Below are 20,176 nucleotides of genomic sequence, written 5' to 3'. Positions count from 1 at the left end.
CGCCGGATTAAAAATCCGGGCCGATCAAATCTATCCGGTCGGTGCAAATGCAGTCAACGCCCCAGTCGAGCAGCAGGCGCGCGCGATCCGGTTGGTTGACGGTATACACCAGAATGCGCAGCCCGGCGTCTTTCAACGCTTTCACCCGCTCGGCAGTCAGCGCTTTGTGGTCAATATGCAGCGAGACGCAGTCCAGGCGTTCGGTCAGCTCGCGCCAGTTGTCGTCCCAGGCCTCCAGCAGCAGGCCGCGCGGCAAGTCCGGCACGGTGCGTTGCGCCGCCGCCAGCGCTTCTACCGAGAAGGAGGAAAGCAGCGGATCGGTCTGCCCTTGCCACAGCAACCGCGCCGCCAGCGCCACCACCCGGCCGGTTTCATCGTCGCTGCCGGTGGTCGGCTTGATCTCGATATTGGCCATCAGGCCGCGGTCCTGGCAGCGTTCCGCCACTTCCGACAGCAGCGGCAACCGCTCGCCCTTGAAGGCCGAGCTGTACCAGTTGCCGGCGTCCAGCTGCACCAGTTTGTCCCACGGCAGCTCGCCCGCCACGCCCCAACCGTTGCTGGTGCGATCCAGGGTGTCGTCGTGCAGCAGGAAAATTTGCCCGTCCTGCGCCAGCTTGGCATCGAACTCGATCATCTTGTGGCCGTGGCGCGCGCCGACGTCGATCGCCGCCAGGGTGTTTTCCGGCGCCAGAGAACCGCCGCCGCGGTGGGCAACGATATGAGGGTAAGGCCAGGGTCTAGTCATCAATCCATCCGTAATCCGCTATGGGTGTCAAAGAAGTGCAGCGCCTGAGCAGGCAGCTGCAAATATAGCGTACTGCCCGCCGCCGGCAAGGTTTCATGCGACAGCCGCGCGATCACCCCGTGGCCGCCCCACTGGCCGTGCGCCAGATTGTCGGCCCCCAGCAGTTCCAGCGTCTGCAGCTGCAGCGGCACGCCCTGGCCTTGCGCCACCAGTTGAATATGCTCCGGCCGAATGCCCAGCGTCAACGGCCGCCCCGCCCACTGCGGTTTGGCCGCCGGCAACGGCAGCGCCATGCCGTCCGCCAGCAGCAGCTGGCCGCCGTCGGCGCTGAGGGTGCCGGGCAGCAGGTTCATCGCCGGTGATCCGATAAAGCCGGCGACAAACAGCGAAGCCGGCCGTTGGTACACTTCGCTCGGGGTGCCGATCTGCTCCGCCACGCCCTTGTTCATTACGATCACCCGCTGCGCCAGCGTCATCGCCTCCACCTGATCGTGGGTCACGTACAGGCTGGTGGTTTTCAGACGGCGGTGCAGCTGTTGCAGCTCCAGGCGCATCTGCACCCGCAGCTTGGCGTCCAGGTTGGACAGCGGCTCATCGAACAGGAATACCGCCGGTTCGCGCACGATGGCGCGCCCCATCGCCACGCGCTGGCGCTGGCCGCCGGAAAGCTCGCGCGGTTTGCGTTTGAGCAGCGGCTCCAGCTCCAGGATGCGCGCCGCCTCCTCCACCCGCTGGCGGATATGATCCTTGCCGAAACCGCGGATCTTGAGGCCATAGGCCATGTTGTCGTACACGCTCATGTGCGGATAGAGCGCGTAGTTCTGGAACACCATCGCGATGCCGCGATCCTTGGGCTCCAGATCGGTCACGCGCCGGGTATCGATATAGATATCGCCGCTGGTGGTGCGTTCCAGCCCGGCCACCATACGCAGCAGCGTGGATTTGCCGCAGCCGGACGGGCCGACCATCACGATGAATTCGCCGTCCGCCACATCGAGGTCGATCTGTTTGATCACCGGCGTTTTACCGTCGTAAGACTTGGTGACCGCCTGTAGTTTTAATCCTGCCATCGTCGTTATTTCTCGCTATCAACCAGACCGCGCACAAACCAGCGCTGCATCAGAAGCACCACCGCCAGCGGTGGCAATAAAGTCAGAATCATCGCCGCCATCACCTGGTTCCACTGGGTCGGCGCGCCGGAAGTGGAGATCATGCTCTTGATGCCCGCCACCGCGGTGCCCATCGAGGCGTCGCTGGTGATCAGGATCGGCCACAGGTATTGGTTCCAGCCGTAGATAAAGGTGATGACGAACAGCGCCGCCAGATTGGTTTTCGACAGCGGCAGCACGATGTCCCAGAAGAAACGCATCGGCCCGGCGCCGTCGATGCGCGCCGCCTCCAGCAGCTCATCCGGCAGCGTCATGAAGAACTGACGCAGCAGGAAAGTGGCGGTGGCCGAGGCCATCAGCGGCAGCGTCAGGCCGGTGTAGCTGTCCAGCAGGTTGAGGTTGGAAATCACCTCCACCGTCGGGAAAATACGCACCTCCACCGGCAGCATCAGGGTGAGGAAAATCAGCCAGAAGAACAGGCTGCGCAGCGGAAAGCGGAAGTACACGATGGCGTAAGCCGACAGGACCGACACCGCGATTTTGCCGAAGGTGATCGCCAGCGCCATGATCACGCTGTTCAGCAGCAGCAGCGAGAACGGCACCTTGAGGTTGCCCACGCCGCCCTGCCAGATATTGCGGATGTTCTCCCACAGGTGGCCGCCGGGCACCAGCGTCATCGGCACCTGGAACACCTGCTTGTCGTCCAGCGTGGCGGCGACAAAGGCCACGTACAGCGGGAACAGCACCACCAGCACGCCGATAATCAGCATCACATGGCTGAAGATATCCAGCCCGCGTCGATTCTCAATCATTGATAGCGCACCTTACGTTCAACAAAGCGGAACTGGATCACCGTCAGGCCGATCACCAGCAGCATCAGGATCACCGACTGCGCGGCAGAGCTGGAGAGATCCAATCCGGCGAAGCCTTCGCGGTAGATCTTGTAGATCAACGTGGTGGTGGACTGCACCGGCCCGCCGCCGGTGGCGGCGTCGATCACCGGGAAGGTATCGAAGAAGGCGTACACCAGATTGACCACCAGCAGGAAGAAGCTCACCGGCGCGATCAGCGGCAGCACCAGATGGAAGAAACGCCGCACCGGGCCGGCGCCGTCGATGGCCGCCGCCTCCACCAGCGAGCGCGGGATCGACTGCAGCGCCGCGAGGAAAAACAGGAAGTTATAGCTTATCTGCTGCCATACCGAGGCCAGCACCACCAGGAACATCGCCTGGCCGCTGTTTTGCGCATGGTTCCAGTTATAGCCCAGCCCGTTGAGGAAATGGGTGATCAACCCCAGTCCGGGGTTGAACAGAAAGATCCACAGCACCGCCGCCACCGCCGGCGCCACTGCATAGGGCAGGATCATCAGCGTGCGATAGAGGCGACTGCCGCGCAGTACGTAGTCCACCAGCGCGGCGAAGAACAGCGACACCGCCAGCCCGATGCCCGCCACCAGGAAGCTGAAGATCAGCGTGGTGTAGAACGAGTCGAGGTAGTAAGGATCCTGGAACAGCTGTTTAAAATTATCCAGCCCGACAAACTGGCTGGACAGGCCGAACGGATCGAGGCTCTGCACCGAATACCACAGCGCCTCGCCAGCGGGCCATAAAAAGAAGACGGCGGTAATCAGCAGCTGTGGCAGCACCAACGCATAGGGCAACCAGCTGCAGCCGAAACCGGGACGGGAAGATGACATAGCAGTTAAACCATTGATCGGGTAAGGAAGGATCGGCGTGAAGACGCGAGCCCGGTCTGCCGGGCTCGCGACGCAGGGTTACTTGGTCGATGCTTCGAAGCGGCGCAGCAGCACGTCACCGCGCTGCACGGCGGCGTCCAACGCCTGCTGAGGCGTTTTCTTGCCGGTCCACACGCCTTCCAGCTCTTCATCCACCACGCTGCGGATCTGCGGCATGTTGCCCAGGCGCAGGCCCTTGGTGAACGGCAACGGCGGCTTGTTCAGCATCTGGCGAGTAGCGACGTCGGCCCCCGGGTTTTTGTCGTAGAAACCCTGCTGCTTGGTCAGATCGTAAGCCGCGGTGGTGATCGGCAGATAGCCGGTCTTCTGGTGCCATTCGGCGGCGATTTCCGGCTGCGCCAGGTACTGCAGGAACTCGGCCACGCCCTTGTAGGTGGCGGCATCTTTGCCATTCATCACCCACAGGCTGGCCCCGCCGATGATGGCGTTCTGCGGCGCGTTTTTCGCGTCGGCGTCGTACGGCATCATGCCGACGCCGTAGTTGAATTTAGCGTAGTGCTTGATGTCCGCTAGCGAACCGGATGACGCGGTGGTGATGGCGCAGTCGCCGTTATAAAACTTCTCGGTGGATTCGTCTTTGCGGCCGAAGTAGGTGAAATCGCCCTTCTTGTTCATCGCCTCCAGCAGTTCGATGTGCTTGACCTGCAGCGGCTGGTTGAACTCCAGCTTGGCGTTGGTGCCGCCGAACCCGTTGTTTTCGCTGGCGAACGGCACGCCATGCCAGGCGCTGAAGTTCTCCAGTTGGATCCAGCCCTGCCAGCCGCTGGCGTAGCCGCACTTCATGCCGGCCTCACGCAGCTTGGCGGTATCCGCCGCCAGCTCCTGCCAGGTTTTCGGCGGCTGATCCGGGTTCAGGCCGGCCTTCTTGAAGGCGTCTTTGTTGTAGTACAGCACCGGCGTGGAGCTGTTGAACGGCTGAGACAGCAGATGGCCGCTCTTGTTGTCGGTGTAATAGCCGGCTACCGTCGGCACGAACACCGACTCGTCGAAGTTGATGCCAGCCTCTTTAAACACTTCGTAGACCGGTTTGATGGCCTTGCTGGCCATCATGGTGGCGGTGCCCACCTCGTACACCTGCAGGATCGCCGGCGCCTTGCCGGAGCGGTAAGCGGCGATGCCCGCCGCCAGGCTCTGTTCGTAGTTGCCTTTATAAACCGGCACAATCTTGACGTCGCTGTGCGACTGGTTGAAGCGATCCGCCAGGGAATCCACTTCCTTACCCAGTTCGCCTTCCATCGAATGCCAGAACGGGATCTCGGTCGCCGCCAGCGCCTGAGCGCTGACCGCCAGGGTCAACGCGACGCACAGCGTGGTTTTGCGAATAGCGTAGGTGAGCATGCCTAACTCCTGAAAAAGCGGGTGTAAAAGCGCGTGAGCGAAAAGAATCAATTCTTGATGAGGGAGTGCCCCCTATAGCTTTCGAGTTGCAGCCAGGCGGCAACCTGCTGGCACCCTGGAGCTTAGCTAACTAAGTGACAGGGGAGCAGCCGGGCAGCCAACAACGCTGCGGCTCGAAAGATGACGGGGGATAACATGCCATGCGCGGATGACAGAAAAATAACCGTTATATGACAGCCACATGACGGCAAGGTGAAGTGAAGATGGCGGTTTGATGTCGGCGGCGGGCATGGGCTCCGCCGCCGCGAGGATTACAGCGAACGGCGCAGGCGCGCCACCGCTTCCTGCATCTGCTGTTCGGTGGCGGTGGCGAACGACAGGCGGAAGGTCGAACGATCCGGGTTGTCGGAGAAGAAGTATTCCCCAGGCACGAACACCACGCCCTGCTGCAAGGTCGTGTTCAGCCATTCGGTGGCGTTGAACGGCTGGCGGAAACGCGCCCACAGGAACATGCCGCCCTTCGGCTTATCGAAGGTGATGTAGTCGCCCAACTCCTGCTCCACCAAACCGGCCAGGATCTCGCCCTTTTGCTTGTAGGCGGCGCGGATCTTGTCGATCTGCGCCGGCAGGCGATCCAGGCCAAGGTAGCATTCGACGATGCTCTGCGACAGCGCGCTGGCGTGCAGATCCGCCGCCTGCTTGATGATCGCCACTTTATGCAGCAGGAACGGCGGCAGGATCGCCCAGCCCAACCGCAGGCCCGGCGCCAGGATCTTGGAGAAGGTCGAGGTATAGATGATGTGGTCGGTGTTGCCCAGCACCTGCTGCGACACCTGATGCAGCGTCGGGTGGCGCTCTTCGGTGAAACGCAGCTCGCCGTAAGGATCGTCTTCGATGATCAGGAAGTTATGTTCGGCGGCCAGCTTCACCAGCAGTTCGCGGCGCGCGGCGCTCAGGGTGATGCCGCTGGGGTTGCCGAAGTTCGGCACCACGTACACGCCCTTGATGCGCTGGGTTTTCAGCAGCTCGGCCAGCTCTTCCACCACCATGCCGTCGCTGTCGGACGAGACCGACATGATGTGGGCTTCCGCCAGTTCCAGCGTTTGCAGCGCCGCCAGGTAGGTCGGGCGCTCCACCACGAACACGTCGCCGGGATTGACGATGGCGCGCATCACCAAATCCAGGGCCTGCTGAGAGCCGGCGGTGACCATCACCTCGTCCGCGCCAGCGGTGACGCCGCGCTCGGCGCACAGCGCGCAAATACGCTCACGCAGCAGCGGGCTGCCTTCGGTCAGGCCATACTGGAACGCGCTTTTCGGCTGTTCGGTGATCGCCTGCTGAGTGGCAATGCGCAATCCTTCGAAATCGAACAGCGCATCAGAGGGGATGCCGCCCGCCAGCGAAATGACGTGTTCCATCTTGCTGTGCTTAAGCAATTCACGGATGGCCGAACTTTTTACGTTAACGATGCGCTGCGCGAGTAACCCTTCTGTCTTCATTTCTTCTTCTCGTACCTGATTATTTTAATTCGTAGGGGGGCGGATTAACCGCCCAGATACGCCGACCTCACTGCTTCGTTGGCTAACAATGCAGCCCCCGTATCTTCCAACACCACGCGGCCGTTTTCCAGCACATAACCGCGGTCCGCCAATTTCAGCGCCTGATTGGCGTTTTGCTCCACCAGGAAGATGGTCATGCCCTCTTCCCGCAGCTGCTGAATGATGTCGAAGATCTGCTGGATGATGATGGGCGCCAGCCCGAGCGAGGGCTCGTCGAGCAGCAGCAGCTTCGGCTGGCTCATCAGCGCGCGGCCGATGGCCAACATCTGCTGTTCGCCGCCGGACATGGTGCCGGCGCGCTGGCTTCGGCGCTCCAGCAGGCGCGGGAACAGAGTGAACACCCGTTCGATACGCTGTTGATACTGCTGGCGATCGGCAAAGAAGCCGCCCATCGCCAGGTTTTCTTCTACCGTCATGCGCGAGAAGACGCGCCGCCCTTCCGGCACGATCGCCACCGCTTCGCGCATGATGCGCGAGGTTTGCCACTGGGTGATGTCCTGGTCCTGAAAGACGATGCTGCCTTCGCTGGCGCGGGGCTCGCCGCACAGGGTGCCGAGCAGCGTGGTTTTACCGGCGCCGTTGGCGCCGATTAACGTCACGATTTCACCCTGCTTGATCGTTAAACTGACCTGATGCAGCGCCTGAATTTTGCCGTAATGGGCGGATACCTGATTGAATGACAACATATTATTCTTCGCCCAAATAAGCCCGGATCACGTCCGGGTTGTTGCGGATCTCCGCCGGTGTGCCCTGCGCCAGCGGCGTGCCCTGATTCACCACGTAAATGCGGTCGGAGATGCCCATCACCAGCTTCATGTCGTGCTCGATCAGCAGCACCGATACCTTATGCCGATCGCGCAGCTCGGCGATCAGGTGGTCCAGCTCGTCGGTCTCTTTCGGGTTGAGGCCGGCAGCCGGTTCATCCAGCATCAGCAGCTCCGGCCGGGTCACCATGCAGCGGGCGATCTCCAGCCGCCGCTGCTGCCCATAGGCTAGGTTGCCCGCCGAACGGTTGGCCATCTCCAGCAGGCCGACGCGCTCCAGCCACTCCGCTGCTCGCGCCAGCGCCTCGGCTTCGGCGCGGCGGAAAGCCGGGGTTTTCAACAGCCCGGCGAACACGCCGCTTTTCAGGTGCTGATGCTGCGCCACCAGCAGGTTCTCAATCACCGTCATTTCACGGAACAGCCGCACGTGCTGGAAGGTGCGCACCACGCCCATGCGGGCGATGGCCTGCCCCGCCAACCCTTCCAGGTGGCGATCGCGCAATTTGATGGTGCCGCCGGTCGGGCGGTAAAAACCGGTCAGGCAGTTGAACACCGTGGTCTTACCGGCACCGTTGGGGCCGATCAGCGACACGATTTCGCCCTCGTTCAGCGTCAACGCCACGTTGTTGACCGCCAGCAGCCCGCCAAAGCGCATCGACAGGCCTTCCACCTGCAGTAAAGGTTGAACGCTCATGCCTGCTCCCCCTTGCCCGCGTGAATGTCCGCCGCCTGCAGCTTCAGCTGCGGCCGTTTCATCGGCAACAGTCCCTGCGGCCGCCAAATCATCATCAACACCATCAGCGCACCCAGCAGCAACATGCTGTATTCATTCAGGTCGCGCATCAGCTCGCGCGACACCACCAGCAGGATCGCCGCCAGAATGACCGCGAACTGCGAGCCCATGCCCCCCAGTACGACGATCGCCAACACGAAGGCCGACTCGACGAAGGTGAAGGATTCCGGGCTGACGAACCCCTGGCGCGCAGCGAACAGCGTGCCGGCAAACCCGGCGAAAGCGGCGCTGATGGTAAAGGCGGTCAGCTTGATGCGCGTCGGGCTGAGGCCCAGCGAGCGACAGGCGATCTCGTCTTCGCGCAGCGCTTCCCACGCGCGCCCCAGCGGCATGCGCAGCAGGCGGTTGATGACGAACAACGTCAGCACCACCAACAGCAGCGCCACCAGGTACAGGAACACGATGCGATCGCTCGGATCGTATTTCAGGCCGAAGAAGTTATGGAAGGTATCCCAGCCGCCGTCGCGCAAGCTGCGGTTAAACTCCAGGCCGAAGAAGGTCGGTTTCGGGATCTGGCTGATGCCGTTCGGCCCGCCGGTGATCTCGGTATTGTTCAGCAGCAGGATACGCACGATCTCACCGAAGCCGAGCGTCACGATCGCCAGATAATCGCCGCGCAGCCGCAGCACCGGGAAACCAAGCAGGAAGCCGAAGGCGGCGGTGACGATGCCCGCCAGCGGCAGGCTCTCCCAGAAGCCGAGGCCGTAGTAGTGATTCAGTAGCGCGTAGGTGTAGGCGCCGATGGCGTAGAAACCGCCGTAGCCGAGCACCAGCAGACCGGACAAACCCACCACCACGTTGAGGCCGAGGCCCAGCATCACGTAGATCAGCGTCAGGGTGGCGATATCCACCGTGCCGCGCGACACCAGGAACGGCCAGGCGACCGCCGCGACGATGAGCAGAGCCGCCAGCAGCTTTTGCCGCGGCGTAGTGCCATCGAAGCTCGGCAACACGAACGCCGGGCCGGAGACTTTTTTCAATCCCTGCTGCAGCAGTGGGCGCAACAGCTGGAAGAAAAAGACGATGACGCAGCCGATGCCGATCCACATCCAGCGCACTTCCGCCGCGCCGTGCACCACCAGCTTGGTGCCATCCAGGCTGAGCTGCATGCCCATCAGGAACGACGCCATCACGAACAGCACCGCCGTGGCGATGAGCGCATTGAGCAGATTGAGTTTCATACTTTCTCAACCTCCGGACGCCCGAGGATGCCGGTCGGCATGATCAGCAGCACCACGATCAGCAACGCGAACGACACCACGTCTTTGTATTCGGTGCTCAGGTAGGCGGAGGTCAGCGCTTCCGCCACGCCCAGCACCAGGCCACCGATCATCGCGCCGGGAATGCTGCCGATGCCGCCCAGAACCGCCGCGGTGAAGGCTTTCATGCCGGCCATAAACCCGATGTAAGGGTTGATGACGCCGTAGAACTGGCCGAGCAACACTCCGGCCACCGCCGCCATCACCGCCCCGATGACGAAGGTCAGCGAGATCACTCGGTCAGTATTGATGCCCAGCAGGCTGGCCATCTTCAGGTCTTCCGCACAGGCGCGGCAGGCGCGCCCCATGCGCGAATAGCGGATAAACAGCGTCAGCGCCAGCATCGCCAGGAAGGTTACAAGCCAGATGGTCAGCTGCATGGTGCTGATGGTGGCGGCGAAGCCGTTGCTTTCCCCCAGTACCCACTGGCCGGTCACCAGGCTGGGCAGCGCCAGATCGCGTGAGCCCTGCGTCAGGCTGACGTAGTTTTGCAGGAATATCGACATGCCGATGGCCGAGATCAGCGCAATCAGGCGCTTGGAGTTGCGCACCGGCTTGTAGGCCACCCGCTCGATGCTCCAGCCGTAGGCGCTGGCGATGACGATCGAGACCAGGAACGCGGCGCCGATCAGCAACCAGCCGACGTCGATGCCGAGCATCATCAGGGCGGCGATCACGATAAAGGAGACATAGCTGCCGATCATGTACACCTCGCCATGGGCGAAGTTGATCATGCCGATGATGCCGTAAACCATGGTGTAACCGATGGCGATCAATGCATAGGTACTGCCCAACGTTAAGCCGTTGAACATCTGCTGCAGAAAATAGAGGAGTTGCTCTGACATACTCTGAACCCTTGGCTGCGAAACCCGCCGGCGGAGAACCGACGGGTAAAGGGAGACGGGGCCGGCAAGCCGACCCGCCGGGCGCAGCGAGCCGCGCCCCACCCTAATCATTATGGCTTATTTGATCGGTGTGGACGTGCCGTTGGCATGCCACTCGAACACGCCGAACTCGAAGCCTTTCAGATCGCCCTTGTCATCCCAGCTCAGCGGCCCCATCACGGTCTCCACCGGCTTGCCGGTTTTCAGATCCTTGACGATGTCCGCCGGTTCCTGGCTGCCGCTGCGCGCCATGCCGGTGGTCAGCGACTGCAGCGCGGCATAGGTAGTCCAGACGAACGGGCCGGTCGGATCCAGCTTCTTGGCTTTCAACGCATCGACGATCGGCTGGTTGGCAGGCACCTGATCGTAGCGTTTCGGCAACGTCACCAGCATGCCTTCCGAAGCGGCTCCGGCGATGTTGGACAGCGAGGAGTTGCCCACGCCTTCCGGCCCCATGAAGCGGGTGGTCAACCCGGCCTGCTTGGCCTGACGCAGGATCTGGCCCATTTCCGGGTAGTAACCGCCGAAGTACACGAAGTCGATATTTTCTTTCTTCAGGCGCGCCACCAGGGTGGAGAAGTCTTTGTCGCCGGCGGTGATGCCTTCGAACATCGCCACTTCGGTGCCCTGTTTTTTCAGGCTGTCGCGCACCGAGCGCGCCAGGCCTTCGCCATATTGCTGCTTGTCGTGCACCACGGCGATGCGCTTCGGCTTGATGTCGCTGAGGATATATTTGGCGGCGGTCGGGCCCTGATCCGAGTCCAGGCCGGTGGTGCGCATGATCATCTTGTAGCCACGGGTGGTCAGATCGGCGTTGGTGGCCGCCGGGGTAATCATGATCACGCCTTCGTCTTCATAGATATCGGACGCCGGCTGGGTGGACGAGGAGCACAGGTGGCCGATCACGTAGCGAATGCCGTCGTTGATCACCTTGTTGGCGACCGCAACCGCCTGTTTCGGGTCGCAGGCGTCGTCGTATTCCACGCCGACCAGCTTGTCGCCCTTGATGCCGCCCTTGGCGTTGATGTCGGCAATCGCCTGGCGCGCGCCGGTAAACTCCATGTCGCCATACTGCGCGACCGGGCCGGACATCGCCCCGACGATCGCCACCTTGATGTCTTTCGCCATGGCCGTCTGGCTCATGGCCATCGCAATACAACCCGCCAGCAGTGCCTTACCTGTTGTTAATTTCATCCGCAAATCCCCATCTGTCGTTGTGAACGTACCTGTTGTGTTTGCCTGCGCCCGATCGTTATTGACCGCTTTTGTTATAAGTAATAATGATTTAGGCGTTTTGTCGGCATTATTTTCTAATAAGACTTTATTTTTCATGCCATTAAACAGGAATTTTCTTCTGCAAATCAACTTCATCCGGCAGAAACAAGCGGTGTAAACAGGATAAAATTCGAATTAAATCTGCGCTCTTTACCTTGAGGCGTAGTGCGTTGTGCTGGTTAACAATCCGTTTACTAACTATTTACTCGGAAAATGCCCCGTGCAAAAAACATATTGCACAGTAATCGTACAGAAAAACTTACACAACGCTCTGCACAAGATCTATTACACTGTCGGCATCATTTAGCTGCGCGGAAATTCTGCATGAAACTGACCATCGAGCGCCTGACCGCGCTGTCCCCGCAAGACCTTATCGACCTCGGTAAAATTTGGCCGCACCAGCAGCCGGAACAGTGGCAGCGCTGGCTGAGCGACGACAAGGCGCTGTTCGCCGCCCGCTTCAACGAGCGGCTGCTGGGGGCGGTGAAAATCGCGCTGCAGGACGACCGCGCCGAGCTGCAGGACCTGCTGGTACGCGAAGTGACGCGCCGCCGCGGCGTCGGTCTTTATCTGGTGCAGGATGCGCAGCGTCAGCTGCCGCAGGTCGCCCACTGGCAGCTGTCGACCGCAGGCCTGGCACCGCGCGAACGTGGGGAAGTCGATAACTTCATGCGCGCCTGCGGCTTCGCACCGCAGGGCGATCTCTGGCAAAAATGAAACGCCGGCTGGCGGCGCTGATCTTGATTGCGCTGGGGCTGGCGGCCGCGCTCCTCGGGCGCCAGCAGGCGCTGCGCCTGGCCGCAGGCTGGGATCAGCAGGTTTATGTCTGGCAGCGGGTCTGGACGCCGCAGCACGCCGATGCGCTGGCGCACAGCCGCGATCTGTTCGGTGGGCTACGCGTGCTGGCGCTGCAGGTGCATCCGCGCGAGGGCTGGCGGGAGATCCCGGCCGATCTCAGCTTGCTGAGGCAGGACGGCCGCCCGCTCTGGCTGGTGGCCCGCCTCGACGGCCAACTGCCGCAGCTGGACCAAGAAGCCATTATCCAGCGGCTGCTGGCGCTCACCCAGCGCTGGCAGGCGGCCGGGCTGCCCGTCACCGGCGTCGAGATCGATCATGACGCCGCCACCGCCCGCCTGCCGAGCTACCAACGCTTTCTGCAGCAGCTACGCCAACGGCTGCCCGCCGCTTTGCAACTCGGCATCACCGCCCTGCCGGCCTGGATCGGCTCACCCGACCTGCCCGGCGTACTGCAACAGGCCGATAGCTCCGTCCTGCAGGTGCATGCCGTGCTCTCGCCGCAGCAGGGGCTGTTTGACGGCCCCTTGGCGCTGCACTGGGTGCGGCAGTACGCCGCCGTCACACCGAAGCCGTTTCGCATCGCGCTGCCGGCCTATGGCATGGCGCTGCTGGGGTTTGATGCACAGGGTGCGCAGGTGGAGAGCGAATCCTCGCTGCGCGTGGCGGGCAACGGCCGCGAGCTGGCGGTCGCACCGCAGCAGATCGCCGATTTTCTGCAGACGCTGGCGCAGCAAACGCCGCCCCGACTGCGCGGCATTATCTGGTTCCGCTTGCCGCTGACGGACGATCGACGCGCCTGGTCGCTCGCCACGCTGCGAACGGTGATCGAACGGCAGCCGCTGAACGTCGACTGGCAGGTAAAATTTAGGCCTCAGCCACAGCAAAACGGGCTGTATGATCTGATAATTCATAACAACGGGCCGGTGGACGCCCCGCTGCCGCAAGAGGTGGTCATCCGCGCCGACGATTGCCTGGCCGCGGACGCGGTCGGCAACTACCGGCTGGAATCCGCACCGCAACGGCAACGCTTTATCCGCATCAGCGGCGACCAACTGCGCGCCGGGCAATCCCGGCCGCTGGGCTGGCTGCGCTGCCAACAACTGACGCCAGGAGGCACCCTTGTCACACCTTGATTCGCGCGCGGCACGGAACACCCGCCGCCTTCTTCCGCTGGCCATGCTGATCGGCGCCGCGCTAGCGCTGCCGCTGAACGGCTATGCCTGCGGCCCGGATTTCCCTAACCGGCTGCTGATCGACCGCAACGGTACTCTGCTGTATATGCCGGAGGGCAATTTCGCCTTCGAAGCCGGCCGGCTGGTGCCGACGGATAAACAGTTGCCGCACTGGCAAGCCCCGCCGCCGCCGATGCCGCCGAAACCGATGCCGCAATCGCCGGAAACGGTGGCGATCGGTAAAATGCGCGCCGCCAAAACGGTGGAAGAAGCTGACGCCGTCAATACGCAGGGATTGTCCAACGCCGCGCGTCTCTATCAACTGGGCGCCGTCGCTTTCGCCAGCCACGATCCGCGCGCCACAGACTATTTCCAGCAGGTGCTGAAGCTCCCGGCCGCCGAGCAGGATGACTGGGGGCTGCGGGCGCAGTATTCGCTTGGGCGGGTATTGATGGCTGACCACGGTACGCCGGTGAATGAATCGGGTGAAGCGGCTCCCGCCGCCGAGCATCCGCCTAAAGCCGAACTTGAACAGGCGCTGGCGGCGTTCCAGCAGGTGATCGATCGGGTGAAAAGCGGCGCCGCCGATCCCGATCAGCTGGCGCTGAGCAGCCTCGGGCAGCAGGCGCGCATCCATCTGTGGCTGGGTGACGTCGCCCCCGCCGCCCACCTGTACGCGCAACAGGCGGCGCAGGGCGATCCGAGCGGCGGGCAGTCGCTGCAGTACGTCTCCAGCTTCCTGGTCAATCCCGACCATCTTGAAACGCTGAAGCAGGTTATCGGCGATCCCTTAATCCAACAGCTGGTGACCATTGAACTGTTCGCCCGCAGCGGCAACCTGCAAATGGCGGATACCGACGGCAACGGCCGCTCCGCACAGATCATCAGCCAGATCCTGACGCTGCTGGACGGCACGGTGAAAAGCGGCTTCGCCGGCAGCGATCGGCTGGCGGCATTGGCCTACCGTTCCGGGCAGTACCCGATGGCGGCAAGCCTGCTGAAAAACGCCGGCGACAGCGGCCTGGCGTGGTGGCTGCGCGCCAAAATGGCGCTGCGCGACGGTGACGTGAAAGCCGCCACCGCCGCCTACGCCAAGGCGGCAAGCGCGTTCCCCGCCGACGAAAGCTGGGGCGAACAGCGCAACGCCGACTTTGTCGCGGAAACCATCGTCCCCGAGTGCCGGGTGGCCGGTGAACAGGCCATCCTGGCGCTGAACCGCGGCGATTATCTGCAGGCGATGGACCTGCTGTATCGCGGCAAGGCGATCTACTGGGCCGACGTGGCCGATGTGGCGGAGCGGGTGCTGACCGTCGATGAGTTGAAAGGCTTTGTCGATAAGCACGCCCCGGCGCCGACGACGCCGCTCAAACCGGTTAACCCGGACGACTACGGTGACGGCCAGCAAATCACGCCGGAAGTGCAGCTGCGCGAACTGCTGGCGCGGCGGCTGATGCGCGCTGGGCGGGCCGTGGAAGCGCAGGCCTATTTCGATATCCCCAACTACCGGCAAGCGGCGCAGCAGTACGCCGATGAGTTGAAGGCCGCCCAGGATAAATCCGCCGCGCCGCTGACGCGCGCGCAGGCTTACTATCGCGCCGCCAACCTGCTGCGCGCCCAGGGGCTGGAGTTTACCGGCTATGAGATGACACCGGACTACGCCATCTATGGCGCCGGCTATTCCTATCTGGGGGATGCGTTCGATACTCGCGAGTTGAAGCATAAAAGCTGGATCGACAGCGCAGAAGCGGCGCGCGCCAAGGCGGCGCTGCCGGCGCAGGACAACCGTTTCCTGCACTACCGTTGGCAGGCGGTGGGGTTGGCGCAACAGGCGGCCGATCTGCTGCCGCCGAAAAGCCAGGCCTACGCCGCCGTGCTGTGTAACGCCGCCAGTTGGGTTATCAAGCGCGACGCCAAGACCGGCCGGGCGCTTTATCAGCGCTACATCAACACCGGCACCCGCTACCCGTGGGCGGCGAAATTCGGCTACGACTGCCCGGCGCCGGACTTCGCCGCCGTGGTGCCATAACGCCGAATTTCAGGCATGAAAAAGCCCGGCTTGCCGGGCTTTTTTTCGAATATCGCATCGACTCAGGCTTCGATCGCCATTTTCAATTTCTTCATGGCATTCTTTTCCAGCTGGCGCACGCGCTCGGCGGAAACGCCGTACTGATCGGCCAACTCCTGCAGCGTCGACTTGTTGTCGTCGTCCAGCCAACGGGCGCGGATGATATGCTGGCTGCGCTCGTCCAGACCTTCCAGCGCATAGGCCAGTTTGTCTGCGGCGTTGCTTTCCCAGTTATCTTCCTCGATGCCTTCGGCGAAGTCCGAGCTCTTGTCCTGCAGGTACAGCACCGGCGCCATCGACTGGCCATCGCGAGCCTCGTCGTCCGGAGTCGGATCGAACGTCATGTCCTGCGCCGCCATGCGAGATTCCATCTCGCGCACGTCTTTGCTGGTTACGCCCAGCTCGCGGGCCACCAGCTCCACTTCGTCCTGGTTGAACCAGCCCAAACGCTGTTTGGTTTTGCGCAGGTTAAAGAACAGCTTGCGCTGCGCTTTGGTGGTCGCCACTTTCACGATGCGCCAGTTGCGCAATACGTACTCGTGGATTTCCGCCTTAATCCAATGCACCGCAAAGGAAACCAGACGCACGCCGACTTCAGGGTTGAAGCGGCGAACGGCTTTCATCAGGCCGATATTGCCTTCCTGAATCAGGTCCGCCTGTGGCAGACCATAGCCTGAATAGTTGCGGGCAATATGAGCGACAAAGCGCAGGTGAGACAGGATGAGCTGCTTAGCGGCATCCAGATCGCCCTGATAATGCAGCCGTTCAGCCAGCTCCCGCTCTTCCTCTGCCGTCAGCATCGGATAGGCGTTGGCTGCCCGGATATAGGCTTCCAAGCTACCTTGGGGTACTAAGGCTAAAGTTTGCATTTCTTTGGTCATTCAAACCCTCTCTATGAGAATACAAAATCATGCAGGTGATTATTACAGCGGGGAAATGATTGATTCTACGGCAGTTGCTGAAGCAAAAGCGGTTCCACACGCCGGGCACCTTAACATTTGCTGCAATTTTTGACCGTACTCCGCCCTAAAAGTTCACCCTTTTTCGCAAGCATTGTTGCCGACAATACGTGACGAGGGTGCAGGCCGATAGGGAATTTGTGCGCTAAGAAGAGAGGGATGGTGCTGACTTCGCTTGAGGTCACTCTTCTCCCGCAACGCGATCAAAAGCAGCAGGAGAAGAGTATACCAAAAAAATCTTACTGTGGTGTAAATCGGCGTAAATGTTGCACCGTCGCCAGCCAGGCGGCGATCCAGCCGATCATCGCGGAGATGATCAGCAGCAGCAGCGCCTCATCCCAGCCCAGCCCGTGCAGGGTGAAGGTGGTGCCGAATACCTTGGCTACCCCGGCGACTACCGACTCCAGCTGCCACACCAGCGCACCGGACAGCACCAGCGACAGCAGCGCGCCGGCAAAGCCCAGCATCGCCCCGCCGTTGAGGAACGGCCGCAGAATAAAGCCGTCGGTGGCACCGATCAGCTTCATCACGTTAATGGTGTCGCGACGGCTGAAGATGCTCAGACGCACGCTGTTGCCGATCACCAGGAACACCGCCACGATCATCAGCACGCCGATGATCGCCGCGATCTGGCCCGCCAGCCCGGTCAGTGCCGCCAGGCGGGCAAACCAGCTGTCATCCATACGCACTTCTTCCACGCCCTGCACCGCCGCCACGCGATCGCGCAGGGTGTTGAGGGTATCCGAACTCTGGAAGCTCATCTTCGGCGTGACGATGGCCACCGCCGGCAGCGGGTTCTCTTCCAGCATGTCCAACGCGCCACCAAAGCCCGACCAGTTGCGGAACTCCCCGCGCGCTTCTTCACGCGACAGGTAATTCACCTTCTCCACGCCGGCTTCCGCCTTGATGGCGTCGAGCACTTTCAGCGCCGCGTCGTCATCGAGCGATTTATCCAGGTAGACCGTCAGCTGCGGCGTCGGATACCACTGGCTGGCCGCGGTGCTGACGTTTTTCCACACGATGTAGCACACGCTCGGCAGCGTCAGGGAGATGGCGATCACCATCACCGTCAACAGCGTCGCCAACGGCTGGCGCAGCATGTCTTTGATGGCGTTCATCCAGGCGTAACGCCACTGTTCGCGCCAGCCGCCGCGCAGCGCCTTGCTCTTGGCGGTTTTTGCGTTATTGGCCATGGTGAGCGCCCCCTTGCATGCGGCCCTGGCTCAGCGTCAGGATGCGGTAATTGCGACGGGCGATAAGCCCGGTGTCGTGCGTCGCCATTAATACAGTGACGCCGACGCGGTTGAATTCTTCAAACAGGCGCAAAATGCCTTCCGACAGCGCGTCGTCCAGGTTACCGGTCGGTTCATCCGCCAGCAGCACCGCCGGCTTGTTCACCACCGCACGGGCAATGCCCACGCGCTGCTGCTCGCCGCCGGACAGCTGAATCGGGAAGTTCTTCGCTTTATCCAGCAAACCGACCTTGTCCAGCGCGGCGGAAACGCGGCGGCGGATGTCTTCGGTACTGGCACCGGCGATGATCAGCGGCATCGCCACGTTGTCATACACCGTGCGATCCAGCAGCAGGTGGTGATCCTGGAAGATCATGCCGATCTGCCGACGCAGGAACGGCACCTCGCGGTTTTTCAAACGACTGATGTCGTGGCCGCCAAACCAGATGTGGCCGGCGCTGGGCCGTTCGATACCGCAAATCAGTTTCAGCAGGGTACTTTTCCCCGCGCCGGAATGGCCGGTCAGAAACGCCATCTCCGCCGGGCGCAGATGGAAATCGACCCCCTGCAGCGCTTGCCGTCCGCCCAGATAAGCTTTACTGACCTGTTCAAAGCGAATCATCCGTATTAATCCTCTCGGGCAAAAAGTGCCTCAATAAAATCGTCAGCCTTAAACGGCCGCAAATCTTCGATGCCTTCCCCGACGCCGATATAGCGAATCGGGATACCGAACTGATCGGCGATGGCGAAGATCACCCCGCCCTTGGCGGTACCGTCCAGTTTAGTCAGCGTGATGCCGGTTAAGCCCACGGCCTCATTAAATAATTTCGCCTGACTGACCGCATTCTGGCCGGTGCTGGCATCGAGCGTCAGCATAACCTCATGGGGGGCCTGGTCGTCCAGTTTTTTCATGACGCGGACGATCTTCTTCAGCTCTTCCATCAGGTGCGATTTGTTCTGCAGACGTCCGGCGGTATCGGCGATCAACACGTCGACGCCGCGCGCCTTGGCGGCCTGCACCGCATCGAAGATCACCGATGCGGAATCCGCGCCAGTATGCTGCGCCACCACCGGAATGCGGTTGCGTTCGCCCCACACCTGCAGCTGCTCCACCGCCGCGGCGCGGAAAGTATCCCCCGCCGCCAGCATCACCGACTTGCCTTCCGCCTGGAATTGGCGCGCCAGCTTGCCGATGGTGGTGGTTTTACCCACGCCGTTCACGCCGACCATCAGGATGACATACGGGGTTTTCCCGCTGACATCCAGCGGCTGATCGACCTTGGCCAGAATTTCGGACATTTCCTCCTTCAGCTTGCCGTACAGCGCTTCGGCGTCTTTCAGCTGCTTGCGGCTGGCGTGCTGGGTCAGGGAGGTGATGATCTTGCGCGTGGTATCCACGCCGACATCGGCGATCAGCAGCTGTTCTTCCAACTCGTCGAACAGGTCGTCGTCGATCTTTTTACCGCGGAACAGCCCCATAAAGCCGGAGCCAAGGTTTTGCTTGGTCTTCAGCAGGCTGCGTTTCAGGCGAGCAAAGAAGCCCTCTTTGGTCGGGCGCTCCTGCTCTTGCGCAGCGGCCGGCGCTACAGGTTCAAGCGGCTTTTCTTCTTCCGGTTCCGGTTCGACAACCGGCTCAGGTTCAACGACCGGCTCTGGCTCAACAACTGGCTCTGGCTCAACGACCGGCTCAGATTCGACAACCGGCTCGGGTTCAACGACCGACTCGGGTTCGACAACCGGCTCGGGCTCAACGACCGGCTCGGGTTCAACGACCGACTCGGGTTCGACAACCGGCTCGGGCTCAACGACCGGCTCGGGTTCGACAACCGGCTCGGGTTCGACGACCGGCTCAGGCTCAACGACCGGCTCGGGTTCGGCAACCGGCTCGGGTTCGACGACCGGCTGCTGTTGCGCCACCACCTGCTCGGTGACGCTGACGATCTCTTCGGCCAACGCGTGCGGCGCCGCCGGATGTTCAGCCGCCGCCGGCAGGTTTTCCGCGATGGGTTCGCCGGCCTGACCGTTATCCCACTCTCCCGGGGTGTCGACGGAGGCGGCAGGTTCAGATTCCTGGGCGGGGAGCTTGTCATCCAGCTTGGCGGCGGCCGGTTCAGCCGGCGTCTCCGCAGCCTGAGGCTCCGCCTGCTCTACCGGCTGCTCAGGTTGCTGTTGCTCTTCTTCCTTTTCCTTCTGGCCAAAGCCCAGCCAGGAGAAAAACCCACGTTTCTTATCTTTTGCCATGTTATGACTCTACTCCGTACCGAAGGCTCGCTTACCCTACATACCTGAAGGATATATGCTGACAATAATCCGCCGAGTCTATCACTTTCCCTCGCGCAGCAACACGCATCCGGCATGCTTTCCGGTGTGAAATCAGACAACAAAGTTTTACCGTTCCCCCCGACGCCCGTCACCGGTAGAATAGGGACAACTTTTCGTTAACCTCTGCGGCCCCGCGCCGTAAAAGA

At 61.9% G+C, this 20,176-nt stretch carries 18 protein-coding genes; 3 read left to right on the top strand and 15 right to left on the bottom strand.

Annotated elements, in window-relative coordinates; genetic code table 11:
- Window positions 1-7: 7 nt before the first annotated feature.
- The 11 genes from ugpQ to ACYF6X_RS00980 form a co-directional block, all read right to left on the bottom strand.
- Complete coding sequence (gene ugpQ / locus ACYF6X_RS01030) at window positions 8-745, bottom strand: glycerophosphodiester phosphodiesterase (RefSeq protein WP_130017524.1); 738 nt, start codon at window positions 743-745, stop codon at window positions 8-10.
- Window positions 745-1,815 carry a sn-glycerol-3-phosphate import ATP-binding protein UgpC gene (locus ACYF6X_RS01025; RefSeq protein ID WP_079450405.1) on the bottom strand — a complete coding sequence of 357 codons (1,071 nt, stop codon included), beginning with the start codon at window positions 1,813-1,815 and terminating at the stop codon, window positions 745-747. Before ACYF6X_RS01025 ends, ugpQ begins: the two co-directional genes overlap by 1 nt.
- A 5-nt stretch (window positions 1,816-1,820) precedes the next feature.
- The gene (gene ugpE, locus ACYF6X_RS01020) at window positions 1,821-2,666 is read right to left on the bottom strand and encodes a sn-glycerol-3-phosphate ABC transporter permease UgpE (RefSeq protein ID WP_019455301.1); all 846 of its coding nucleotides are present in this window, start codon (window positions 2,664-2,666) and stop codon (window positions 1,821-1,823) included.
- The gene (gene ugpA, locus ACYF6X_RS01015) at window positions 2,663-3,550 is read right to left on the bottom strand and encodes a sn-glycerol-3-phosphate ABC transporter permease UgpA (RefSeq protein ID WP_015376293.1); all 888 of its coding nucleotides are present in this window, start codon (window positions 3,548-3,550) and stop codon (window positions 2,663-2,665) included. The genes ugpE and ugpA overlap by 4 nt, the downstream gene beginning before the upstream one ends.
- A 78-nt stretch (window positions 3,551-3,628) precedes the next feature.
- The gene (gene ugpB / locus ACYF6X_RS01010; protein WP_130017525.1) at window positions 3,629-4,948 is read right to left on the bottom strand and encodes a sn-glycerol-3-phosphate ABC transporter substrate-binding protein UgpB; all 1,320 of its coding nucleotides are present in this window, start codon (window positions 4,946-4,948) and stop codon (window positions 3,629-3,631) included.
- Window positions 4,949-5,259: 311 nt separating this feature from the next.
- The gene (locus tag ACYF6X_RS01005) at window positions 5,260-6,447 is read right to left on the bottom strand and encodes an aminotransferase-like domain-containing protein (protein ID WP_130017526.1); all 1,188 of its coding nucleotides are present in this window, start codon (window positions 6,445-6,447) and stop codon (window positions 5,260-5,262) included.
- 44 nt (window positions 6,448-6,491) lie between these two features.
- Window positions 6,492-7,193 (bottom strand): high-affinity branched-chain amino acid ABC transporter ATP-binding protein LivF, encoded by a 702-nt coding sequence (gene livF, locus ACYF6X_RS01000; protein WP_063989053.1) that lies wholly within the window; start codon window positions 7,191-7,193, stop codon window positions 6,492-6,494.
- Window position 7,194: 1 nt separating this feature from the next.
- A complete protein-coding gene (livG, locus tag ACYF6X_RS00995; protein ID WP_063989054.1) occupies window positions 7,195-7,965 on the bottom strand; it encodes a high-affinity branched-chain amino acid ABC transporter ATP-binding protein LivG in 771 nt (256 codons plus the stop codon).
- The gene (locus tag ACYF6X_RS00990) at window positions 7,962-9,245 is read right to left on the bottom strand and encodes a high-affinity branched-chain amino acid ABC transporter permease LivM (protein WP_025304903.1); all 1,284 of its coding nucleotides are present in this window, start codon (window positions 9,243-9,245) and stop codon (window positions 7,962-7,964) included. Before ACYF6X_RS00990 ends, livG begins: the two co-directional genes overlap by 4 nt.
- The gene (gene livH, locus ACYF6X_RS00985; protein ID WP_015376290.1) at window positions 9,242-10,168 is read right to left on the bottom strand and encodes a high-affinity branched-chain amino acid ABC transporter permease LivH; all 927 of its coding nucleotides are present in this window, start codon (window positions 10,166-10,168) and stop codon (window positions 9,242-9,244) included. Before livH ends, ACYF6X_RS00990 begins: the two co-directional genes overlap by 4 nt.
- Before the next feature lie 117 nt (window positions 10,169-10,285).
- Complete coding sequence (locus ACYF6X_RS00980) at window positions 10,286-11,401, bottom strand: branched-chain amino acid ABC transporter substrate-binding protein (protein WP_063989055.1); 1,116 nt, start codon at window positions 11,399-11,401, stop codon at window positions 10,286-10,288.
- Between the two features lie 405 nt (window positions 11,402-11,806).
- On the opposite strand from ACYF6X_RS00980, the gene panM reads away from it, so the two are divergent.
- From panM to ACYF6X_RS00965, 3 genes are read left to right on the top strand one after another with little or no spacing between them, the layout of a single operon-like run.
- Complete coding sequence (panM, locus tag ACYF6X_RS00975) at window positions 11,807-12,199, top strand: aspartate 1-decarboxylase autocleavage activator PanM (RefSeq protein WP_063989056.1); 393 nt, start codon at window positions 11,807-11,809, stop codon at window positions 12,197-12,199.
- On the top strand, window positions 12,196-13,413 hold the full coding sequence (locus ACYF6X_RS00970; RefSeq protein WP_130017527.1) for a DUF3142 domain-containing protein: 1,218 nt from the start codon (window positions 12,196-12,198) through the stop codon (window positions 13,411-13,413). Before panM ends, ACYF6X_RS00970 begins: the two co-directional genes overlap by 4 nt.
- Window positions 13,414-13,456: 43 nt before the next feature.
- A complete protein-coding gene (locus ACYF6X_RS00965; protein ID WP_406880200.1) occupies window positions 13,457-15,478 on the top strand; it encodes a hypothetical protein in 2,022 nt (673 codons plus the stop codon).
- A 62-nt stretch (window positions 15,479-15,540) separates the two neighbouring features.
- On the opposite strand, the gene rpoH is transcribed toward ACYF6X_RS00965, so the two are convergent.
- From rpoH to ftsY, 4 genes are all read right to left on the bottom strand, one after another.
- Entirely contained in the window at window positions 15,541-16,398 is an 858-nt protein-coding gene (gene rpoH, locus ACYF6X_RS00960) for an RNA polymerase sigma factor RpoH (RefSeq protein ID WP_004934345.1), read from the bottom strand.
- A gap of 317 nt (window positions 16,399-16,715) precedes the next feature.
- Window positions 16,716-17,669, bottom strand: a complete 954-nt coding sequence (gene ftsX, locus ACYF6X_RS00955; protein WP_033636680.1) for a permease-like cell division protein FtsX — start codon at window positions 17,667-17,669, stop codon at window positions 16,716-16,718.
- A complete protein-coding gene (gene ftsE, locus ACYF6X_RS00950) occupies window positions 17,659-18,330 on the bottom strand; it encodes a cell division ATP-binding protein FtsE (RefSeq protein ID WP_004934337.1) in 672 nt (223 codons plus the stop codon). The genes ftsX and ftsE overlap by 11 nt, the downstream gene beginning before the upstream one ends.
- A gap of 5 nt (window positions 18,331-18,335) precedes the next feature.
- Window positions 18,336-19,949, bottom strand: a complete 1,614-nt coding sequence (gene ftsY / locus ACYF6X_RS00945) for a signal recognition particle-docking protein FtsY (RefSeq protein ID WP_406880197.1) — start codon at window positions 19,947-19,949, stop codon at window positions 18,336-18,338.
- Between the last annotated feature and the right edge of the window lie 227 nt (window positions 19,950-20,176).

The sequence above is a fragment of the Serratia sp. ID 25-353 genome (genome assembly GCF_054792795.1).
Note: the sequence above shows the minus strand (reverse complement) of the source record. Positions and strands in the feature narration are given on the sequence as shown.